The 21,786-nt window shown below is 51.6% G+C and carries 14 protein-coding genes, 1 pseudogene and 1 riboswitch; of the genes and pseudogenes, 10 read left to right on the top strand and 5 right to left on the bottom strand.

All coding sequences use genetic code 11. The features are described from left to right. Nucleotides 1–57 precede the first annotated feature (57 nt). The 4 genes and pseudogenes from RB620_RS30365 to RB620_RS17700 all read left to right on the top strand — a co-directional run bounded on the left by RB620_RS30365 (nucleotide 58) and on the right by RB620_RS17700 (nucleotide 2,511). Complete coding sequence (locus RB620_RS30365) at nucleotides 58–636, top strand: helix-turn-helix domain-containing protein (protein ID WP_374121422.1); 579 nt, start codon at nucleotides 58–60, stop codon at nucleotides 634–636. Then, entirely contained in the window at nucleotides 521–1,186 is a 666-nt protein-coding gene (locus tag RB620_RS17710) for an effector binding domain-containing protein (protein ID WP_308096505.1), read from the top strand. Before RB620_RS30365 ends, RB620_RS17710 begins: the two co-directional genes overlap by 116 nt. Before the next feature lie 226 nt (nucleotides 1,187–1,412). Continuing rightward, nucleotides 1,413–2,012, top strand: a complete 600-nt coding sequence (locus tag RB620_RS17705) for an effector binding domain-containing protein (RefSeq protein ID WP_308096503.1) — start codon at nucleotides 1,413–1,415, stop codon at nucleotides 2,010–2,012. Next, nucleotides 2,009–2,511: pseudogene (locus RB620_RS17700) on the top strand (VOC family protein). Before RB620_RS17705 ends, RB620_RS17700 begins: the two are co-directional and overlap by 4 nt. Nucleotides 2,512–2,532: 21 nt before the next feature. Here RB620_RS17700 and RB620_RS17695 read toward each other — a convergent pair. Both RB620_RS17695 and RB620_RS17690 read right to left on the bottom strand, forming a co-directional pair. Beyond that, nucleotides 2,533–3,645, bottom strand: a complete 1,113-nt coding sequence (locus RB620_RS17695) for a metallophosphoesterase (protein ID WP_308096501.1) — start codon at nucleotides 3,643–3,645, stop codon at nucleotides 2,533–2,535. 76 nt (nucleotides 3,646–3,721) lie between these two features. Next, a complete protein-coding gene (locus tag RB620_RS17690; RefSeq protein WP_308096499.1) occupies nucleotides 3,722–5,011 on the bottom strand; it encodes a GNAT family N-acetyltransferase in 1,290 nt (429 codons plus the stop codon). Nucleotides 5,012–5,370: 359 nt separating this feature from the next. Between RB620_RS17690 and RB620_RS17685 the strand changes: the two genes are divergently transcribed. Next, nucleotides 5,371–7,110 (top strand): RNA polymerase sigma factor, encoded by a 1,740-nt coding sequence (locus RB620_RS17685; RefSeq protein WP_308096497.1) that lies wholly within the window; start codon nucleotides 5,371–5,373, stop codon nucleotides 7,108–7,110. Between the two features lie 10 nt (nucleotides 7,111–7,120). Beyond that, on the top strand, nucleotides 7,121–8,239 hold the full coding sequence (locus tag RB620_RS17680; protein ID WP_308096496.1) for an ABC transporter substrate-binding protein: 1,119 nt from the start codon (nucleotides 7,121–7,123) through the stop codon (nucleotides 8,237–8,239). A gap of 39 nt (nucleotides 8,240–8,278) precedes the next feature. Here the strand turns inward: RB620_RS17680 and RB620_RS17675 are convergent, their stop codons facing one another. The 3 genes from RB620_RS17675 to RB620_RS17665 are packed head-to-tail and all read right to left on the bottom strand — an operon-like array spanning nucleotide 8,279 to nucleotide 10,892. Further along, nucleotides 8,279–9,259 (bottom strand): ABC transporter ATP-binding protein, encoded by a 981-nt coding sequence (locus tag RB620_RS17675; protein WP_308096494.1) that lies wholly within the window; start codon nucleotides 9,257–9,259, stop codon nucleotides 8,279–8,281. A gap of 12 nt (nucleotides 9,260–9,271) precedes the next feature. Beyond that, nucleotides 9,272–10,084, bottom strand: a complete 813-nt coding sequence (locus RB620_RS17670; protein ID WP_308096493.1) for an ABC transporter permease — start codon at nucleotides 10,082–10,084, stop codon at nucleotides 9,272–9,274. Nucleotides 10,085–10,091: 7 nt separating this feature from the next. Continuing rightward, on the bottom strand, nucleotides 10,092–10,892 hold the full coding sequence (locus RB620_RS17665) for an ABC transporter permease (RefSeq protein ID WP_308096491.1): 801 nt from the start codon (nucleotides 10,890–10,892) through the stop codon (nucleotides 10,092–10,094). A gap of 252 nt (nucleotides 10,893–11,144) precedes the next feature. Here RB620_RS17665 and RB620_RS17660 point away from each other — a divergent pair, with 252 nt between their 5' ends. The 4 genes from RB620_RS17660 to RB620_RS17645 all read left to right on the top strand — a co-directional run. Next, complete coding sequence (locus RB620_RS17660; protein WP_308096489.1) at nucleotides 11,145–12,110, top strand: right-handed parallel beta-helix repeat-containing protein; 966 nt, start codon at nucleotides 11,145–11,147, stop codon at nucleotides 12,108–12,110. Nucleotides 12,111–12,221: 111 nt separating this feature from the next. Then, nucleotides 12,222–13,478, top strand: a complete 1,257-nt coding sequence (locus RB620_RS17655) for an MFS transporter (protein ID WP_308096487.1) — start codon at nucleotides 12,222–12,224, stop codon at nucleotides 13,476–13,478. A gap of 124 nt (nucleotides 13,479–13,602) precedes the next feature. Next, on the top strand, nucleotides 13,603–14,991 hold the full coding sequence (locus RB620_RS17650; protein WP_308096485.1) for a DUF2252 domain-containing protein: 1,389 nt from the start codon (nucleotides 13,603–13,605) through the stop codon (nucleotides 14,989–14,991). A 197-nt stretch (nucleotides 14,992–15,188) separates the two neighbouring features. Next, a riboswitch (cyclic di-GMP riboswitch) is annotated at nucleotides 15,189–15,264 on the top strand. A gap of 126 nt (nucleotides 15,265–15,390) precedes the next feature. Further along, the coding region (locus RB620_RS17645; RefSeq protein WP_308096483.1) for a DUF6531 domain-containing protein at nucleotides 15,391–21,786 on the top strand (6,396 nt) is incomplete at its 3' end.

The raw sequence follows: 21,786 nt of genomic DNA, 5'->3' as shown, positions 1-21,786 counted from the left end.
GTGTAATTCGTTCTGCTATAATCTGAGTCAAGAAGTCGTACAGAACAGGTGACAGATATGAGCTATGCGGAGTCCGTACAAAGAGCGATCGACTATATCGAGAAACACTTGGGAGAGGAGCTGGATCTCACAGGGATTGCAAAAGAGTCTTACACTTCGGTTGCTCAATTGTATAGGGTTTTCTATGCGCTTACAGGGCATCCCGTCAAAGACTACATACGCAAAAGAAGAATGAGTGTCGCCGCCAGTCACCTTAGAAACTCGAAGCGTACGGTGGAGGAACTCGCTTGGGACAGCGGGTTCGAGTCCTATCACTCGTTCGCGAAAGTGTTCAAGAAGATCGTCGGATTAACTCCGGCAGACTATCGCAATGCAGACATATACTTCAGCTTCGAACCGATTTGCTTGCGCGAGCAAGTCTCCTATATGGAGGACAGAGAGCTGACCGAACGTTTCCCCGACGTCAAAGTGATCCGATTCATGCCAGAGAAGGCGTATACGTATTTGCACATTTCCGAGCATGAAGCCGGAATGGAAAATGAGGCTTTTCGGGTTATTAGCGAGAAGACTGGGGCAAGCGGGGGGGGGAAAGTCCGCCAAGGCGCGGATTTTCGGTCACAATGTCGACCTCCCTGATGCAGACGGCGAGCATCAATATGGTTACCGGGTGCTTATCTTCAGTGAAGAGGAACAGATCGTGAGCGATGCTTTTACGGAAGTGCCCTTCGTCGGAGGGTTGTATGCCGTAAGAAAGATCGCCGCGCAGTCCTCAAAGACCGTGCAGGAAGGATGGAACCGGCTGCTGTCGGAATGGCTGCCGAAGAGCACATTCGAAATCGGTACGCACCAGTACATCGAGGAGTTCATTGCATACAACGGCAAAGTATCAAGAATGAACTTGTATCTCCCCGTGCAGAAAAAGTTTCGTAACGAACCGATTGAAGTCGTTGATTTGACGACTGCACAAGCTTTCTTTTGCAGGGAGTACGGAACCGAAGCTCAACAAGCTGCCGAACGGCGATTGATTGATTGGTACGATAGAAAGTCAAATGGAAACCGATTGGATCATGCAGGGAAATATTATATGTCCTATTATTACGGCGCCAAAGATTCTGAGGAATACTGGTGGGAGAACGGAATCCTTGCAGCAGACGCGGAAGCCAATGCATTGTCGGAACTCGAATAGAAGGTTATAGGTGCCGGTTTGTATGCTTGCTGCGCTTCCAAAACGTATGGGTTGTTGACCGGCATTCTGGATAAGATGCACAGATGGATCGCGACGAACAACGACTATCGGTTCGACGAAGAGAGACAATGGTTCGCGGAATATCACACATTTCAAGGAATGGATATAGAGCGGGATGCCATTGTAAAAGTATATATTCCTATCATGCTGAAGGAGAGTGCCCGAAATGTACAACTCTGCAAAGCAAAGACCATCTGATAATCCGGACGGTTACAGGCCGGAGCGAGTGCCGGCGGCGCTTAAAGTCATACGGCGACAATCCCAAATCGAGGTGAAAAAGATGGAAGATATGAAACCTCACATCGTAGAACACGATGAGTTGAAGTTGATCGGAATTCCCTGCATCAGCTTGAAAGACATGAGCGGTAAGTATGGTCATGCGAAAGAAGGGTTATTGTCGTCGACAAGGCATTTTCCATTCGTCAAGAACCCCTCCATCCACTATGGCATTTGGCCCGAGGTCCCTACGCAAAGCGAGTCCGATATGCACGCCTATATCCTCTGCGTGGAAGTCGAATCTTTCGATGGCGTTCCGGAGTGGTATTTCAAGACAACATTGCCGCCTCAGAAATGCGTTGTCGTGCCTAACAAGAGCGGCGACTATGATGCGGCCTGCCGCGTCGTCGATCAATATGTAGCCGGCAACGGCATGATCGTAAATTCGAAAGAACGGAAATACATCATTTGCGAACGCTACAACTATGAAGGCGAAGGCTTCTCCAAGTATTCGCTGCCGATTCAGACGATTCCGGAGGGCGAGCAATGAAACAATTGCCGATACGTAAAAAATCTCCGGAAGGCTACCGCCCGTTTATCGTGCCTAAGGCACTAAAACTAATAAATGGAGGAATCTCTGTGAATAATCAACCGGAAACGGAAGAAAGTTTGAAATCGGCCAGTCCGATCAAGAATAAAGTCGGAAGCATTTTCGTCCCGGTACGGGATATCGAGAAGTCGCGCGACTGGTATTGTCAGGTTCTTGGGCTAAATGAAGCGGACTGCAAAATTATTTCCGGACACTTGTGCCCGTTGCCGATGGAAGGTACCGGCGTCATTCTGGATACGATGCCGATGTGGGGAGGCAAAGAGCCAGGCGGAGCGCCATCCATTGAAACGCCTGCATTTATGCTAATGACAGAGGACTTGCAAGGTTCGCTGGACTACATGAAGAGCTCGGAGTCGAACTTGTAACGGAGATCGAACATGACCACTGGTTCGTTGTAAAAGATCCTGACGGCAACAAATTAATGATATGCCTGGAATAATGGAATAGCTGGGGAGGACCGCTAACTTTCCGAATTGGAGAAACGGACATGAATGGACACGACCTCCGCTTGCGACCCGATCCGGATCGGCGGGCCCCAGAAGCCGAAGCCGGAAGATACGATGGAGTGCAGCTGCCCTTTTTGCAAGTGGCCCCAGTCGTTCTCGAACAACATTGCGGTTATAAAATTGCCGGGAGCGACCTGCCCATGATGCGTATGGCCGGATACCATCAAATCGATGCCTTGCTCCGCCGCGATATCCAATTCGACAGGTTGATGCTCCAGCATGAATACCGGCTTCGAGCGATCGATATTTTGCATGAACGGGGCCAGCTCCGCTCTTTCCGTATCGCTGTAGTCCTTCCGGCCGACCAGCGTCAACCAGCCTCCAAGCTGGATTGTCTCGTCATAAAGCACCTGGATCCCGCTCTCCTCGACAAGCCTGATCAGCTCCCCCGTCTCGCCTTTGAACCGATCATGATTGCCAAGCGAGGCGAATACGCCGAGAGGCGCTTCGATTCCCGATAACGTATCGCCGATGCCTTTGTCTATATAGGGAACAATATCGTCATCCATAATGTCGCCGGGCAGCAACACGATGTCCGGCTTCAATGCGTTAATCTCCTTAACCATCCGTTCCGCATGGCTTTTTCCCGATAAATAACCAAAATGCATATCGGACGCCATCACGATATGGAGCTCGCCGTTACCGGGACCTTCCTTATCGATTTGGATGTCATAGGATCGCACTGTCGGGCTAAACGCGTTGTAGCTTCCATAACCGAGCAGAACGGCCAGCAGAGTTAAGGTGGCGATCCCCGACCACTTTTGGACGGAATGGCGCGGCAGCTTTGTTAACTTCGTTAACCAAACCGTAAGGTGAACGAGCGGCAGAAGCATAACCAATAAGCTGAATATGGCCAGCCAGTAGCTGCCGATGACGCTTAGAATGGTAGAGCCCGCCACAACCCGGGAGAGGATGAGCAAGCTTGCCAGAAAGACGAGCGCAATGATATAAAACAGCCGGAACCTGCGCGAAACCGCCGGCTTGATCCACGTCCAGCCGCTCCATCCGATGTAAAATACGATCAAGGCGTACAAAACGATAAACACGAGCCCGATGACGATAAACATGTTGTCCTCCTCTATAATGCTAACTTCTATTATATCTGTAAAAAAGCCGCCAAAGCTATGGCGGCAATAATCGATCTTATTTCGTAAATCTTAGTTCGCGAACGACTTCACGTTCGCTTCGGTTTACTTCGACAAATCCTAGAGAAGCATATAAATCGGCTGCTCGTTCGTTCTCGGGCCGATGCCCGAGTACGATTTTGTCGCAGTCGTGCTTTTCTTTCATATAGTGTACAAGCTCCTCCATGCCGGACCGTCCCAATCCTCGATGTTGGAAGTTTTGGTCGATCATATAAGCCATAATCCAGTAGCTTCCATCGTCTGGATCGATAGCGTAAACCGCAAAGCCCGCTAATTGTTCGCCAGTGTAAATAGCCAGTGGAGTAAACCTGCAATAGGCCGACTCTGCGAGCCAATAGACCGTCGGTACAGGAAAAACGTTCTTCTGCTCGTCCGTCACTTCAAGCTGGGTGCAGGCATACCAATTGCTTTGATCGATTGGTCTGAGTTCTACTGTCGGCCGAAAACGTTCGCGTATCCGATCGCACACCTTCAGCAGCTTATCCCTAAGTTGAATGGCCCACTCTGGCGAGCTGCGGACATCCATATCCTGGGCGCTGCGGAGGAGACGTGCGAAAGTGTATAGGTCCGAAAACCTTTGAAATAGGGGGAACCATTGCACGTACTGTTCATCCAAGGGCTTAATCGATCGATAGCCGGATAGAAAAAGCTCTATTTTGCGCTGAGCGTTGTCATCATCTTGCTCCACCAGATCGGTTATAGCGGATACGATGTCCATCGCGTACCAATGGATCATCGCATCATCGAAATCGATGGCCCGATATCGTGATTCCTCTTCAACATAGAAAATATTGTCGGTCTCGAAGTCATAATGGATTAATCCCATATGTTCCGCGCCTGCAGGAAGCTTCGAGAGTTGTTTTCGCACTTGTTCAAGTTCTCGCCGGGCTCCTGCCTCGCGGGGATGCCGCTGCATGACGGAAGAGACGAATGACAGTGCATCGAGCCAGCTTCCGCGCTTTGCCGCTCCGGAAGTATGCGACCCCGATAAAATGTGCATCGAAGCAAGCGATTTTCCCCACTCTTGGACTTGGCGGTCCGTCATTCGATCAAGCGGAAGATGGATTCCTTTGGCTTGTTCAAATACAACACCGTAGTAGCATCCATGATCAGCCGTCCGGATCGTTTCAATCCAATTGCCGTTTCTGGAGAGGATGGGAGTCACTGTCGGATAACCGCCCGCTATCAGGTGCTGCATAAAATCAAGTTCGGCCTGAATATTCTGGGTCGTGTTATCCTCTTCATGAATAAACCGGAGAAAATGCCGAACACCGTTTCTGTCGAACAAGTAGATGAAATTGCTGCTTGCTCTCCAAAACGTTAACGTATCCGCATCATGCTCCCAAGACTGAATCAATTGTTGGGCAACAGAATTGTTTTGTGTTCCGTGCACCATGTTCTTTAACGACATCATTTCCCGATTGCCTCCCATAGCCTAGCATGTCCTCCGAGAATCCGTTCCCCTCTTGAAACATTGTCAGGCAAATTTCCAGTTATATCAAGGTGTAAGATGGATTAAATCATCCTTACCTAAGTCAGAAAAGGAATTTGCAAAAAAATATGGAAATCAGATAGATCATTGTTCAAATCGGTGTTCTGAATGGCATCCATATTAATGGGGCGGAAAAGACGCGGGAGGCTAGGGCTGTGGAATCGAAGAATTTGACCGAAATCGATGAAACGTTGGTAGAGCGGGCACGGAATGGAGATACGGAGGCGTTCGGCGAGTTGTTCGAGCAGCACCGAAGCCATCTCCATGGTTGGGCGGCGAGGATGACCGGAGATACGTATATGGCCGATGATATCGTGCAAGATGCATTCGTGAAAGCTTTTCTGCATGTAGGTTCTCTTGCCGATACGAGCAGGTTTCTCCCATGGTTATACCGAATCGCGAGAAACCAAGCGAATATGCGCTTACGCCGCGGTGGTCCGCACCGAAAAGAAAGTCCTTTCGTATCCATGCAATCGGGCAGTAACGGCAGCTCCAAAGTCGATTGGGAAGATCTGGACAGCATCCTCTACCATCTTGCGCGGAAGGCGTCCGAGGCTACGTTAAAAGATCAAGATCCGGCCGAGAGCTTGCTTCGCAAAGAGCTGTACGAAACGATTCACGCGCTTCTTCATTGTCTGAGCACGAAGGAGAGAGGCATTTTCAAAGCCTACTTCTTCCGCCAACTAACCCCTGAAGCTATCGCGGCCATGTATGAAATGACTACCGGCTCGGTCTATACGTACATCTACCGCACCCGCCAGAAGCTCCGCAAGGAACATGCCCGCGTCTCCCTTAGCCTAATGCCCGAGCAGAAAGGAGGAGGCGGAATGCTGAAGAGCAAGCGGCTGCAGCTGCCGGATTGGACGGCGCAGCCATCCTTGAAGACGTCTTTGGTCGACAGCGTCGGACGTATGCTTGCCCTGCTGAATGATCGGCGCGATACCGAGAAGTTGATGGGCATGTCCACGATTGCTTTTCGCATGAAAATATCCGACAGAACGACTTTTGCAGACAGTATTTATATCTTTGACTGGAAGCAAACGCTGCACGATTGGTTCGAGAAACTCGGCTATCGGATCTCCGTGCTCAGCGGTCAACTTTCGAATTCGCCAGTGCCCGTATTGGGCGCGGTGGAACGGTTTCCAGTCGTTCTGCCTATCGAAGAGGCCGTCATTCCTTTTATCCGGAAGTATATCAACTTGGGTCAGCCGGTGCTTTACTTCGATACCTTGGTCTCAGGGCCGTATGTCCACGAGTGGTCGATGATTTACGGGTATGACGATGAACGGCGAACGGTCTGCTTAACCGATCCGATGGCGCCTGAGGGAAAGGAGCTGTCTTATGAAGATGTAGTCAACAATCCGGTACGTTTCTTGGCCGGCATTGACGGGGTTATCTTCCATGAAGCCATGCCTCGGCAAACGGAGGAAACCGCGAATCGGGCATACGCCGAGCAAGCGGTCCGGTTCGCCGTCTCCTACGCGAGAAGCGGATGCGGTTACCGGCCAACGACGAGCTATCTGCAATATACGTCCGGCCTTCATGCATACGATCGCTGGATCGGTTACCTGCGAGAGCGGCATCACCTTCCGAATCGCTACGGAATGGGCCATTTGTTGGCTTATTATGCGGAGATAAAACGTTATGCCTCGATATATTTGCGAAGCGTGCCCTTCCGCACCGAAGCGATGAGATTGACGTTGTTGGCCGCGGAAGCCTATGAGCAAGCCGCCGAAGAGTTCGACAACCTATGCGGCGATGTTCCGTTTATCCGCACGTCCGAGATGCTGTCGGAGGAGATGCGCGCTAGGTGCGCGGCGTCCCTAAGCAAGGCCAAAGAATTCGAATCCGCCGCGATCGGTTTCTTGGAAAGAGCCATTACCCATATGAAATGAGGAAGAGTCCATGATCGAAATTCGATTTATGACGGAAATCACCTATAACATGCATCAAGTGTTGGCGGCCAAAGAGTCATTCGAACGAGCAAACCCGGGCGTTAGAATCATCATCGAGCAGGCAAAGGATTTTTTCGAAATGATGCGGGCTTTTCAATCCGAAGAAGCACCGGACCTCATCGAAACGGGCGGCTTCCAGGTTAGCAATAACGATCGCATGTTTATGGATTTGAATCCCTATGTGGCGGAAGTCCAAGGATTAGAGGAGGATTTATATCCGGGGTTATTGCGGGTTGCCAGATACGACGGAATGTTGCCGGGGTTGCCTATCGAAATAAGCCCGCCGTTAATGATGTACGACAAAGAGAAGTTCGACCGGGCCGGATTGGCATATCCGACCGAAGAGTGGACGTGGGAGGACATGGTCGAACTGGCGAAACGGCTCACCATTCGCAATGAACAGGGGGTCGCTTCGCAATTCGGACTCGGACTCGGCGTCGATATCGAGTGGTTCGAGCCTTTCGTCATGCGAAACGGCGGCTGTTACATTTCTCCGGACGGTGCGACGTCCAGAGGGTATGTGGACAGCGCGCCAACGATCGACGCGTTCCGGATGGTCATCGACGCATTCCGCGAACACCGAATCGTGCGGATGCCGGATGAACCTTGTTTGTCGGCGTCGTGGCATGAAGAGAGCGCGATGCGGTTTTCGTTTATGTGGGATGTGCACCATCTGTCCCGGGAACGGCAGAATGCTCGGATTGGCATTGTGGGATTGCCGAACATGCCCGGCGGCGTCAAAGCGAACATGATTTACATGGGGGGAGCCGGAGTCACCGTGAAATCGGCACATCCGCGCGTCGCATGGGCATTTCTGCGGCATTATCTTCTGGAGTGCCACTCCTGGATGCCTCCGGCGATTCAATCGCAAGCGGAACAACGCGGTTTGACCCAACATCCTGTTTGGTCCCGCTACTTGGAGGAGCTGGACCATGTGCAAATCAGCGGCTTTTTCAAAAACAGGAAGTGGAACAACTCACGCCAATTGATTAACGAGGACATACGGAAAATGATTACGGAAGGCACGGATGTTGCCCATACGTTAAGGTCTTGGACGAGATACACTTAGAAAAAGCCAAGTTAATAGCTGCGGGGTGAGGCTCGTGCCTCACCCCGTCGTCCGATACACCTCGCGAATCGCGTCCTCGATGTCCGGCTCCTGGACGCTAAGGTCGCGGATCGGCAGCTTGCCCGACAAGTCGGCGATCAGCTCTGCCGCCGTAATGCCGGCTTTGTCGAACTGATACCACACCTTGAGCCCGTCCTGCCGCACGATCTTCGCACGCTCATGCTCGGGCGCCTGCGCCGCTTCGGAGAGCTCGATCTCGAGCAGACGGTGCGGCGCCAGCTTGCCGACGATCGCGTCCAGCGGCCCGTCCTCGACGATGCGGCCGTGGTTGACGACGAGCAGACGCGAGCACAGCTGCTCGACGTCGTCGAGGTCATGCGTCGTGAGCACGACCGTCATGCGCCGCTCGCGGTTCATCGTCCGAATGAACCGGCGAATCGCGTGTTTCGCGTCGGCGTCGAGCCCGATCGTCGGTTCGTCGAGGAACAGCACCGTCGGCTCATGGATCATCGACGCCGCCAGATCGCCACGCATCCGCTGGCCGAGCGACAGCTGCCGTACCGGCGTATCGATAAAATCCTGAATGCGCAGCACGTCGTTCAGCATGTCCAGCGTCGCCTTGAACCGATTGTCCTCGATCCGGTAAATCCGCTTGAGCAGCTCGAACGTCTCGCCAAGACGCAAATCCCAGTACAACTGCGTGCGCTGGCCGAACACGACGCCGAGCTGGCGCACGACGTTTTTGCGTTCTTTCTGCGGCGACAGGCCGCAGACGCGGATGCTGCCGGAAGTCGGATGGAGGATGCCCGTCAGCATTTTGATCGTCGTGCTTTTTCCCGCGCCGTTAGGTCCGATATACCCGACGATATCCCCTTGCTCGATATCGAAGGACAAGCCGTCCACGCCCCGCACGATCGTTTTATCCGGCAGAACCAAACTGCGAAGCGCGCTTCCAAGCCCCGTCTTCTTGCGCACGACAACGAATTCCTTTACCAAATCGTTCACTTCGATAATCGCCACTTGATATGCCCCCTATGAACCTGCGCTCTCGTATTTGCGTAATCCCATTCGGAAAATCGTGTAAGCGACAGCCATGCAGACGATGCCCGCGATCGGCGTCCAAATCGCCATGCCAAGCGGCAGCTCCAGCGATGATGTCTTGCCAAGGAAGCTCTCCGCCGGGTAGAAGCTGATGAAGCCGATCGGGAACAGAAACGTCAGCACTGCTTGCACCGCATGCGGGTACAAGGTCAGCGGATACATCGTCGTTCGCTCCAATGTCGCGACCGACATGTTGATCAGGTTGCGGCTGCGTTTCGTCCAGAAAGCGACCGCCCCGACGATCGTGTACAGACTGCCGCGAATGAACAGGCCGCCGATCACGACGAGCGCGAGCTTGACGATGTTGCCGGGCGCCCAACTGAAATCGACCGCGTGAGCCGCGTACAAGAAGATGACGACGCCCGGAATGAGGTCGATGAGTCCTATGAAGTTGAAGTATCCGGTAACGAATTGGAAAAAGACGTTCATCGGACGAAGCAGCAACCGATCGAACTCTCCGCGAATAACCGCGAACTCGGTGCCCCAAGTCGGGATAAAGAACACGACGACGAGCCCGTGGCTGAGCAGCCCGAGGCCGTACAGAAAGGCAAGATCGTCGAAAGCCCATCCTTCGAGCGGCTGGAACCGGTCGACGATTATGCGGAGCATCCACACGCCGGCGAAATATTGCGTCGGGATCATAAGCAGCCAGCTGACGAGAAATAGCGGATATTCGAGCTGCCGCTGAATCGCCAGCTTCGCGTAATAACCGAATACGGTCAAATAGTGCCTTACTTCGCTCATGCTCGCCTCATCCTCCCTGTACCATCACTTTGCTCCTCGCCCGCGTCCAAATCCAAGCGAGCAGCACGCCGAGCAATACGATCCAGATCAACTGCACGCCCATCCCGCGCAGCGCCTCCGCGGGTTTCGTCATGCCGATGTAGATGCTGAGCGGCAGCTGGTACGTATACTGAAACGGCAGCCACTCCGACACCCGCTGCAGCCCTTCGGGGAAAAACCAGAGCGGCACCATGCTCCCCGACAGCACGCGGACGAACGCATCCTTGACCATGCCCAGATTGCCGAGCTCCGCCACCCAGAACGCCACGAGTCCAACCATCGCGCTCATGAGCCACAGGATCATGAAGCTGAGCAGACAGCTGACGACGAACAACGCGGCCGCCAGCGGACTGTCCGGCATCGGGAATCCGAACAGCAGAGCCGCCATCACCACGAGCGGTAACGCTTTGTTCACGAGCGCGCTGACCATGGTGCCAAGGTCCTCGGACAAATAGATGCCGAGCAGGTTCTGCGGGCGCATGAAGTCCAGCGCGATGTTGCCTTCGCGAACCTGGGTATAGATCGTGTTCTGCACGCCAGTGCTGAATACGGAGCTCATCAGGACGGAGACGACCGTGTACGTGATCATGCCGTCCAGCCCTACGACGGACGCGCCCGATCCGAGAATATCGCCGCCGTAAGCCGCTTTCCAGATGAACACAGTCGCCGCGAGCAGGATGACGTCGCCGATCATGCCGATCCACACGTCGAAGCGATAGGCGAGCGCGGTCAGCATCCGCATTTTAATCAGGTAACCGTAAGCCCTCATGTTAGACCTCTCCACCCGAATTGAAATATAAGGAATAAATTGAGTAAACAATAGCAGAAAAGCGGGAGCTCGTCACGAGAAATTTTACATATAAAAGGTTTTTTCTGTATTTCGAGTTTGTCGAATACGATAAAGTGGATGACTGGACGGAAATGCAAATTGGAGGAGACGCATAGTCGACTGTTCCTATCTAACAATCACTTCTTTGAATTTAATATAGGGAAACAATTTCCTATCCATTGAGGTGATAGTATGGCGATCATTGAAGTGTTTCCCGGCCATCCGAAGGCGATTCGGAATGCGGTGGCCTTGGCCAAACCCGGGGACGTTATATTGGTCCATAGAGGCGTTTATCATGAGTCCGTGCGGATTCCAAGCGAGAAGAGCAACATTCGCCTCGTTGCGGAACGACGGCATCAAGCGATTCTCGATGGAAACCATGTCTTGACTGCAGCATTTGAATTGAATCGCGTTGCCGGCGTCGAGATCGAAGGCATTAAGATAAGGAATTATATTTCGCGCGGCATTAATATCGTGAACGGAAAATCGAATCGGATGATTCAAAACCGAATAAGCGGCATAGGAGGGGCGAACGATCCCGTCGGCATATTCGATACGAATTCCGTTGGCAATCTGATGATGATGAATACGATAGAGAGAATCGGAAGCGCAGGGACGGGAACGGGAATTTTGCTTGATGGGACTACGGGAAACTGGGTGATTCAAAATACGCTTCAACATAACGAGGCACACGGAATCGAAGTGAAAAACGGCAGACATGGCGCGATCGTCGGGAATCGGATCTCCCGTAATAAGGGCGATGCCATTCTAATGAACGCGCTCGATAACAACCTGATCATGGATAATCATCTCTATTATAACGGCGCTAACGGCGTTAATGGCCGGAGCACGAACAATATCATTTTGAATTGCAAAATAAGAGGAAATCGAAAAAATGGCCTATTGTTCGCGTCTAACTACAACTTTGCGGGATTTAACCAGATAATGGACCATCATGGAAGCGGGATCGATGTTTCCTCCGATTTTAACGACATTCAAGAAAATAGAATCGAACAGAACGGAAAAAACGGGGTGTTGATCCACTCTCCTCATATGGCAAACTTCGTGTACAGAAATCGATTGAGTAACAACCAGCCTCATAATATTCAAGATTCGGGCGTGAATAACAATATCGTCCAAAACGATAGTGAAGAGTAACCCGAGCGATCAGCAGCCACTCTTATCGAATTTTTCGAGCAGGCTTGTTTCCATCCTATTAAATATGGTAATGATTTAATAGTAGGAAGCAGAGTTGAGAGGAGTAAGAGCATGACGCATTCCGAGTTACCTGATAAGCCGCATTGGAAAAGAGATATTATCCTCTTCCTGAGCAGTCAAACCTGTTCGCTATTCGGATCCGCATTAGTTCAGTACGCGATTATGTGGCATGTTACGCTCACTACGAAATCGGGTCTGATGATGACGTTATTTATTATTTGCGGATTCATTCCGACCTTCCTGTTATCGCCATTCGCGGGCGTGTGGGCGGACCGTTACAACCGCAAATATCTGATTATGATCGCGGATGCCATGATCGCCGTTGTCACGCTGATTCTCGCCATTACCTTTATGTTGGGTTACGACGGCATTTGGTTAATGTTCGCCATTGCTGCCGTTCGCGCGCTGGGAGCAGGCATTCAAACGCCTGCGGTCGGGGCGATATTGCCCCAGATCGTACCCGAGGATCAGTTGACGAAAATTAACGGAATAAACGGCAGTCTTCAGGCGCTCATGATGTTTGTTGCGCCTATCGTAAGCGCGACGTTGCTTACGATGTCAACCATTGAAGTGATCTTATTTATCGATGTGGTTACGGCGTCGATCGCGATCTTTACCTTGTTTTTCTTTTTGAAAATTCCTTTGCATCAAAAGGCGGCCGATGGGCAAACGACAAGTTATTTGGATGATTTTAAACAGGGTTTAAGCTACATTAATACCCATGGCTTTCTCAAAACCTTTTTTATTTTCTTAGCCATCTTCTTCGTTCTGATGGCGCCGGCCGCCTTCTTGACGCCGCTGCAAGTGACGCGCAGCTTCGGAGAAGATTATTGGCGGTTGACCGCCATCGAAATCGCCTTCTCGGTCGGCATGATGGCTGGCGGAGCGCTGATCGCATCATGGGGAGGCTTCCGCAACAAGGTTTACACGATGACGTTCGCGACCTTGATGATGGGTGTTTGTACGCTGGCCTTGGGGATGATCCCCGTATTTTGGATCTACTTAGCGGTGATGGCCGTATTCGGCGTGACGATGCCCGTCTTTAGTACGCCTTCGACCGTAATGCTGCAGGAGAAGGTAGACTCGAATTATTTGGGACGCATATTCGGCGTGTTCGGTATGATCTCGACGTCTATGATGCCAATCGGCATGCTTATCTTCGGTCCGCTGGCGGATGCGATCGAGATTGAATGGCTGCTGATTGGCACCGGGTTATTGATTGTCATCCTGTCCCTGTTCTTCATTCGCAACAAACATTTGGTCGAAGCCGGGATGCCGGCCGTCGTAACGGAGGCGCAGGATACCTAATGCTTGAACCGACACGAACATGGCGAAGGCCGGAGTTTCTCTTTTGAGAACTCCGGCCATTTCTATTTAAACGTGTTATAATATGGGAATCATTGAGCGATTATTCATGCGGAGGCTGGGATCTATGATGCTGGAAGAAGGGATTACGGAACGGGTAAAGCATACGCAGCGCAAATTGAGAGGATTCACGTTATCGCGGGTGTTAGAGGAGTTCGACGGCCAAGTGATGGGTCTGAGCGACGAGAAGCGCATGTTGAAATATGCAAAAATGAGAGGCAGCGCTTATTTGTTTTTTCGCGGGAGCGCCTATTTGTTTTATTATGATTTAGGCAATGAATGGCTGCCCTATCACACCGATCCGCAGCGGCCGACATGGATTCAAGGCGACTTGCACTTCGAAAATTTCGGAGCGTTCCGAAGCGAGAAGGGGCGGATCGTTTTTGACGTGAACGATTTCGACGAAGGCTGCACGGGTTCGTATTTGTACGATGTGCTTCGTATGTCCGTCAGTCTCTTTCTTGCCATGTCCGAGAACGGGCGATCGATCGAAGAGCAAATGAATACCGTGAACGCTTATTTGTCGGCTTATGTGGAGCAGATGAAGAAATACGCCGGGCGCAAAGAAGATCCGGGAGCTCTCGTATTCGACCAGCAAACGACCCAAGGTCCGGTTCGGAAGCTGCTGAAGAAAACGGAAAATCTAGCGTCAAGCCATTTTATTGAAAAAATTACTTTCCTGGAAGAGGGGCGGCGGACATTCCGTTGGTCCGAGGAAATCCAATTGCCGACGGAAGAGGAGAGAGAGCTCATTGTAAACGGCTGGAACGAATACATGAGCCATCTGTCTTCCCGGTTGGGACTGCCGGATTCCTATTATCTCATAAAAGATATTGCGATAAAGCACGGTTCCGGCACCGCGTCCATTGGCCTCGACCGGTATTATGTGCTTATGGAAGGCGGAGCTGAGCATCAAGGACTTGATGATATTATTATCGAAATCAAAGAAGTTCGCGCGCCGGTGCCGGTATACTTCATGCCTTATAATGATGCATTCTGGGAACAATTTGCCCATCAAGGCAAACGAGTGATTACGACCCAACAAGCCATGCATCATGAAGCCGATCCCTTCCTCGGCTACTTGACGCTGAACGGCCGGCATTTTTACGCTAGGGAAAGATCGCCGTACAAGAAAAAGCTAAAGCCGCACAAGCTGGCAGATCTGAAGGATTGGGTGAAAACGGCGGAGTGTATGGGGCAGATTACAGCCAAGCTGCATGCCCGCGCGGACGCGGACGTGGAGGGCGGCATATTAAGCTATCACAGCGAAGACGAAATCGTCCGGGCGATCGGCAAAGATACGGGCGCATTTTGCGATTATGTGGCGAACAGAGCTTTGTCCTACTCGCATCAGGTGAGAGAGGACTATCAGCTGTTCAAGGAATGGAGCGAATCCTGGGAGATAAGTCGGCGCAGATCGGCAGCCAGGAGGAGACGCAGGTTGAGAAACTCGTGAGAGTGAAACGAAATACAGAGCACGGTGAAATGCCGCCGTAGCTCTGTTTTTTTTCGATAACGCCAATCAAGGCAATATTTTGATTCCAATGTCTCAGTAGATTAATCATAAAGTCCTAAAAACACTTCACAAATCGACATTTTCTACTATAATGAAGAATGTGATATCCAAATATATCATATCTTGTTAAAATCTATGAATCGAAAAGGCAAACCAGCCGCGAGGCTGGGACGCAAAGTCATGGGTCCCTCGTAGGATCGCCAGACCGCCGAAATCGTGTGTCTTCCGCTGGAGTCTTCTCCTCTTAGCCGGGCGCCTATTTTGGCGCTGCGGCTTTTTGCGTTCAGTAAACAAAGAGACGGGGAGAGAATAGAAATGGGGTTTCGTAGGTTGAGGGGATTGTCAATCTTATTAATCGTTTCATTATTGCTAGGCATCGCTCCGGCTGCCGTATGGGCGGACGCTGCGAGCGCCGCGGGGAGGCTTGTTTCGAGTCTCGTTCCGACAAGTGCAGGTGGGAACGGAGGTTTGGGTGACTCGTGGACGGACGGGCCGGACAAGACGGAAACGCCGCACTATTATTCTTTTGGAGAAGAGCAAGTACTGGAGGAAATGTCCGATCTCGGACCGGACCGTACAGGCTCCGGCGGCGATTATCTGACCATGCACGATACGGACGCCTTCTTGGACGTTCAGACGGGACAAGCCGTTCTTTCTTGGGAGGACCGCTTGCAGGATTGGATTTCCGAGCAGGAAGGAGAGGCGCAGAATCCGCCTTCCGGCTATAAAGTAACGGTATCAGTCGAGGATATCAAAACGAAAAAGAGCTACATGCTCGTTAGCAATAAAATAAACCAGAGCGGTGAGAACCGGCTCGAATGGAATGGGAAGGATGCTGAGGGCAACCTATTACCGGACGGCGTCTATTATTGGCAGCTTACGGCGGCAGCGCCTGCCGTCACGTTCGAGCTGCCTCCCGAAGAGGAAGGCGGCGACCCGACGACGAAGCAGCTGACCGCTCCAGGCTATTCCGCCGAGAAGCAGATGATCAGGTTAGACCGCAACGGTCCGAAAGTTATGGCGATCCATCCGCTCGGCGGATCGAAGCTTGCGGTTGAAGTGCGCGATCTGGTCGGCGGGCTGAAGAAGCTAACCGTAACCGGGGCTGCGAATGTAACGAAAGAATGGCAGGATGACGCGTTGCCGTTGCGCAGTGCGGTGCCGATTGAGGCTGCCAGCGGCGAGACGATTCGCATTAAAGTGGAGGATGCGGCAGGCCATGCAACAGAAGAAGAACTGCCGGTATATCCCTATGTTACGGGAACTGGCAATGCTGACAGCATTCCTTTCGCGGAATCGCAGATTGCCGGAAACAATGTGCGCATCAATCTGGCGTCGGGCAACGGCCTTCAGCGCTTCGACGGGTTTACGCAAGAGCGCCCAGGCGCCGATCTCGATTTTTACCTGACGTATAATCATCAGAACCGGGTCAACGGGCAGCTTGGTTACGGCTGGAGCTTCAGCCTCGATTCCCGTCTGATGAAGTGGCCGGACGGCAATATCACATGGAGCGGCTATGACGGAACGCTCTACTGGTTCCAGCCGGCGGGCAAGGACAAATACGCGACGTATGCGAACGGGCAAAAACAGTATTTTCCTAAACTGACCTTCGATCCGGATTCCAGTTCGGCTGACCGGAACGCTTTCATTATGGAATGGCCGAATCAGCTGCGCTACCGATTCCATAACGACGGTCGGATGTGGCTCATTCAGGACCGCTATACGACGGAAATGTCGTTCGATTGGGAACAGGTGCCGACCGCACACGGCATGGATTACCGCATTGAGAAAGTTCATGATATCGAACGCCAAGAAGTTGTGAGCTTTACTTATGAAAAAGGCAAAGACGCGCTGTACTCAACGGTTATCTCCGACATTGACGCAATGGGTAATGAGATTACAAGCGGCAAGCGGAAGTTTTACTTTATGTACAACGCGGTCGGAGAGTTCGTCGGCTACCGGGCTCCGTCGAAGACGATTACCCGTTTCGTCTATGACGATCTGCATCGGATCGTTAAAGTGATCGACAACGGCAACAACGTAAGGGAAGAGGAAGGGGAAACGCAGGATTCCGTAACGACGGATTGGCTTTACGATCCGAGCAACCGAATAGAGCGCGTCGAGATGACGCGCAAGCAGGATCAAGTCAAGGAGTTTATCGGAGCAGCGTATGGTTCGAATGAAGCGACGGTGCAGCTGCCGTCCAGCGAATACAAGCTGCTATGGGACAATTACGGTCATCCGACTCAGAAGATCGAAACGGTCAAGACGATTGACGGCGACAAGCTAGCCGTTACTTCTTACGCTTACAGCGGCAATAATCGGATCCGAGTGACGGATCCCCTGAATCGCGTAACGCGTTATCGTTATAACGACGCTGATCTCATGATCGCGCAGCAAAGCCCTTCGGGACGTATCGTACGTTATACATACGATGAAGCTTTGGATTTTACAGGCGAGACAGGTCCGAATGGGCATGAAATGAAGATTACGTACACCAAGGATGCACGAAAAATAATAACCCGTACGACGACGCAGAAGGCAGTGGACCCAAGCGGCGTGAACGATGATACAAGCATCGTAACGACGGAGACGTTCAATGTCAAAGGCGATCTCGTGAAGCTGAAAGACGGAGCCGGCAATCTGTTCGAATACGCGTATGACGAGAACGGGTTCGTCACGACGGACGGCGCCAGAGAAACCTACGAGAATGATCAGAATGGCAATCAGACGAAAATCATCACCGATGCTGGCACCGAAGATGAAGACGTCACTACGCAGACGTTCAACCCTGTCGGCTGGCTTATGCAGCGCGTAACGCCGGAAGGGCTGGAGGAGACTTTCGAATATGACGCATGGGGTCGCGTAACGAAGCAGGTTCAACGCGATCTCAGCGACGAATCGAAGTCTATTACGAGGACCTATCGTTATAACGATGGGGGGAATTTGATCGAAGAATCGGACGGCCTTACGAAAATCAGCTATACGTACGATGGAATGGGCCGGGTGCTGACTTGGGCGCATGTACCGATGGAGGCGGGGACAGAGGGCCAAATCGAAGAATCCTTTGTTTATGATAATCGCGGGCTTGTGCTGAAGCATATCGATTCTCGCGGCGCGGTGACGGAATCGGCTTACAATGCAGCAGGAGATTTGGTACGTACGGTTGTTACGCCGGGTCATGCAACGACGACTTACGAGTACGATGAGGCGGGACGCCAGAAGGCGGTCGTCGAGGCGGACGGCGGTCGCACGGAGTATACGTATGACGCATGGGATCAAGTAATGGAAGAGAAGAAGTTCGTAAAGAGCGTTTTCCCGACGAACATCGTAGTTGCCAATGCCCAAGCGCAGATTGTCGTGACCACTTCCCGCTACGACTCCGCCGGACGGCTGATCGAGCGGAAAGAGCCTAACGGCTCATGGAGTCGGACCGTGTATGACGGCAATGGACAGGTTGTGGAGGAAACAGTGGGCGGAGCGGTTCCGGAGTGGAACGGAGCATCTCTCGGCACAGGAGAAGCGGACAGCCTGTATGAGGGGCATGAAGCGCTGATTACTCAAAAATTCAGTTACGATAAGCTGGGTCGTATCATTAGTTTAAAGGACAACAGCGGGTATAAAGTCGAGTACCGTTATTCGGGACGCACGGTCGAGACCGTTACTCCTGCATTCGATGAAAACGGAAAACTAATTCACTACACGCAAAGCGCCGCTTACGATACGAATGGTCAAATCGTTCGGACCGTTTCCGAATCGGGCGACGTCGCGATTGTTCGTTATGACGCTTTCGGGAATGAAATCGAATCGGTTAACGAGGAAGGGCAGAAGGTTGCTTCGACCGTTGACGCTTTTGGACGCGTGAAGGAACGTATAGAGGAGATAGATAGCTTAGGCGCGGTTCAGAAGTTTGTCTACAAGACGGACGCCTGGGGCAATCAGACGGAAGAACGTCGCCAGTTGAACGATAGCGAATGGGCGACTAACTCGTACAAATATACGCCTGAAGGAGAATTAGAAGAGCGGGTTTCGTCCGAAGGCCTGGTTAATGTCCATACTTATGACGAGCTTGGACGTTTGAAGCAGTCGATCGAACGGAATCGTGCGGATGGCGGGCTGCTCGAGGAGAGAATCACTTCGTATACGTACGACGTAATGGGGCGACAGACGAAGCGAGTCGAACCGGACGGCACGGAGTCGCAATCGGTTTACGATACGAACGGTAACCTCGTTCTTGCGATCGATGGTCTGAACAATATTTCAGAAAATCGCTACGATGCTGCCGGCCAATTAACGGATTCGATCATCTACAAGGAAGGCGCTGCCTACTTAAGCGAGGCGAATATATCGGCTTTAACCAAGTATGTATACGATGGAGCCGGCCGCGTCGTATTGGAGAAGGATCCGAACGGCAACTTCACACGTTCCATCTATGGCGATAACGGTCAATTGGCGAAAGAAATTTACTACGAAGACTCGTCCTTAACCGGCAAGCAAATCGTCAATGAATACAAGTATGATCCTCGGGGCTTGCCTGTCGCGCATGTCGATGGGAACGGTCACCAAATGACGTTAGTTTATGATGCCGAAGGGCAGAAGGTGATGGAGACGGATGCCGCAGGCCAATGGACTAAATACGAGTACAGTCCTGCTGGTTATAAAATAGCGGAGCGCCGACCGCTCGGACGGGATAGCGAGTGGAAGTACGACTTCCGCGGCAATAGGTTGGAGGAGAAGGATGCGCTCGGACATGTTCAGCGATTCGACCTCGACATTGATGGACGTACGTTAATGATATACAACAGATTAGGAGAGGTTACGCAATACGATTACGATACCGAAGGACGCGTCACGCTGGAACAAACGCCGAATGGAGGTCAGCTCAGCTATAGATACGATTCGGCTGGCAATAAGCTGGAAGAAATCCGTCCTGTATACGGACCGGTACAGTACAACTATGACGAGCGTGACAGTTTAACTTCCATTATTGAATCGCCCGTTATTGTAGGAGGCCTGTCAACGTCCTATACGTACGATGCCGAGCTGAACCGTACAAGTCAACAGGACGGAAATGAACAGTTGACGCAATATGACTATGACGAGCTTGGGCGGCGTTTGCAGAAGGTTGTTATTCGTGCAGAGAACGGACAGGATGTATTCGAATACCAGTATGATCCGAATGGAAATTTGCTGGTGGAGAAAAGACCGGGCGGATTAACCACGAAGTATCAGTACGATTTCATGGACCGCAAAATCCGCGAAGATTACAGCGACGGCATCTGGTACGCGTACACCTACGATAAAGCGGGCAATATGCTGACCCGTACCGACGCTAGCGGTACGATTACTTACAGCTATTATGACAACAACCAGCTTAAGCAGACGGTGTATCCGAACGGCGATAAGATTATTTTCGAGTATAATGCCAACGGGGAGAAGACTGCGGAGATCGTAAACGGCGAACGTAGCGAGTTTGATTACGACGCCGTTGGTCGTCCGACAGGTTATACGGATAGCAAAGGTTTTAAGTACGAATACGAATTTGATGCCGACGGTTATGTAACGGCTATCCAATATCCGAATGATACCGTTACGTCAATCGATTATAAACCAGGGCATCTTATCGATATCCAGAAGACGACACTGTCGGGCGAGTCTCTTCATATCAGCGACTACGAGCATAATGAGCGCGACTTTATTACCCACGTTAAAGAGCAGGATGATGCGAGCAGTTTTGTTTATGACAATAGGGAGCAGTTAGAGCGTGTAGAGACAACTGACGGCGATGTCATCCTGTATGAATACGACGGAGCGGGAAATCGTACCGTACGAAAGGCCATTCTCCAAGGAACTATAGAGGACAAAAACAAAGTCATTACGACGGATGAGCTCGTGCAGATGGTTCTCGAATCGTTCGGCATGAAGCCAAGCAAGCCAACCGAGCCAACTGAGCCTGAAGTCGAAACGCCAGCCGTTTGCGAGACGAATGACAAAAGCAACAATGGAAACGGCAATGGCAATGGAAATAACGGCAACAACGGTAATGGTAATGGTAATGGTAACGGCAAGTCCGGTAAGGTTTCCATCCTGTCCAATGGCAACTCAGACGCAAAAGAGAATGGCGGCGGCAACGGGAACGGAAATAGCAATAATGGAAATGGTAACGGAAATAGCAATGGTAATAACACGAATGACAACGGCAACGGTAACAATGGCAATAATGGTAACAACGGCAATAGCGGCGGAAATGGCAATAACGGCAATAACGGAAATGGTAACGGAAACGGCAGTAACGGTAATGGTAACGGCAACAACGGTAATAACGGTAATAAGGGTAATGGCAATAACGGTAATAATGGCAATAAAGAAAATGGAAACAACGGAAACGGGAACGGCAGCAACGGCGGCGGTTGTGGCTGGCTGAAGGCATTGGAAAACGGCAACGGCAAGAAGCTTGGCCTTTACAAGAAGCTGGGCGCCGCCTTTGCGAAGCCTGATGGAACGAGTACGGAAGTGGCCACGATGTTCGAGACAGGTCAAATCGAGCATCTGCTGGCCGCGATCGACAACATCGTCAACGGCGAAGTTAACCTGCCGCCGGGCGAACAGAAGAAGCTTTTTGAACGGATTCGCGAGGTCGGCAAAGGGTATACGATCATCGGCACGAAATATACGTACAACGCCCGTAATCAGCTCGTCCATCTCGAAAATGCGATTCGCTACGAGGAGTATGAC

It is taken from the genome of Paenibacillus sp. LHD-117 (genome assembly GCF_030929555.1).
Taxonomy (GTDB): Bacteria; Bacillota; Bacilli; order Paenibacillales; family Paenibacillaceae; genus Pristimantibacillus.
This window is presented reverse-complemented; position numbering and strand designations above follow the sequence as displayed.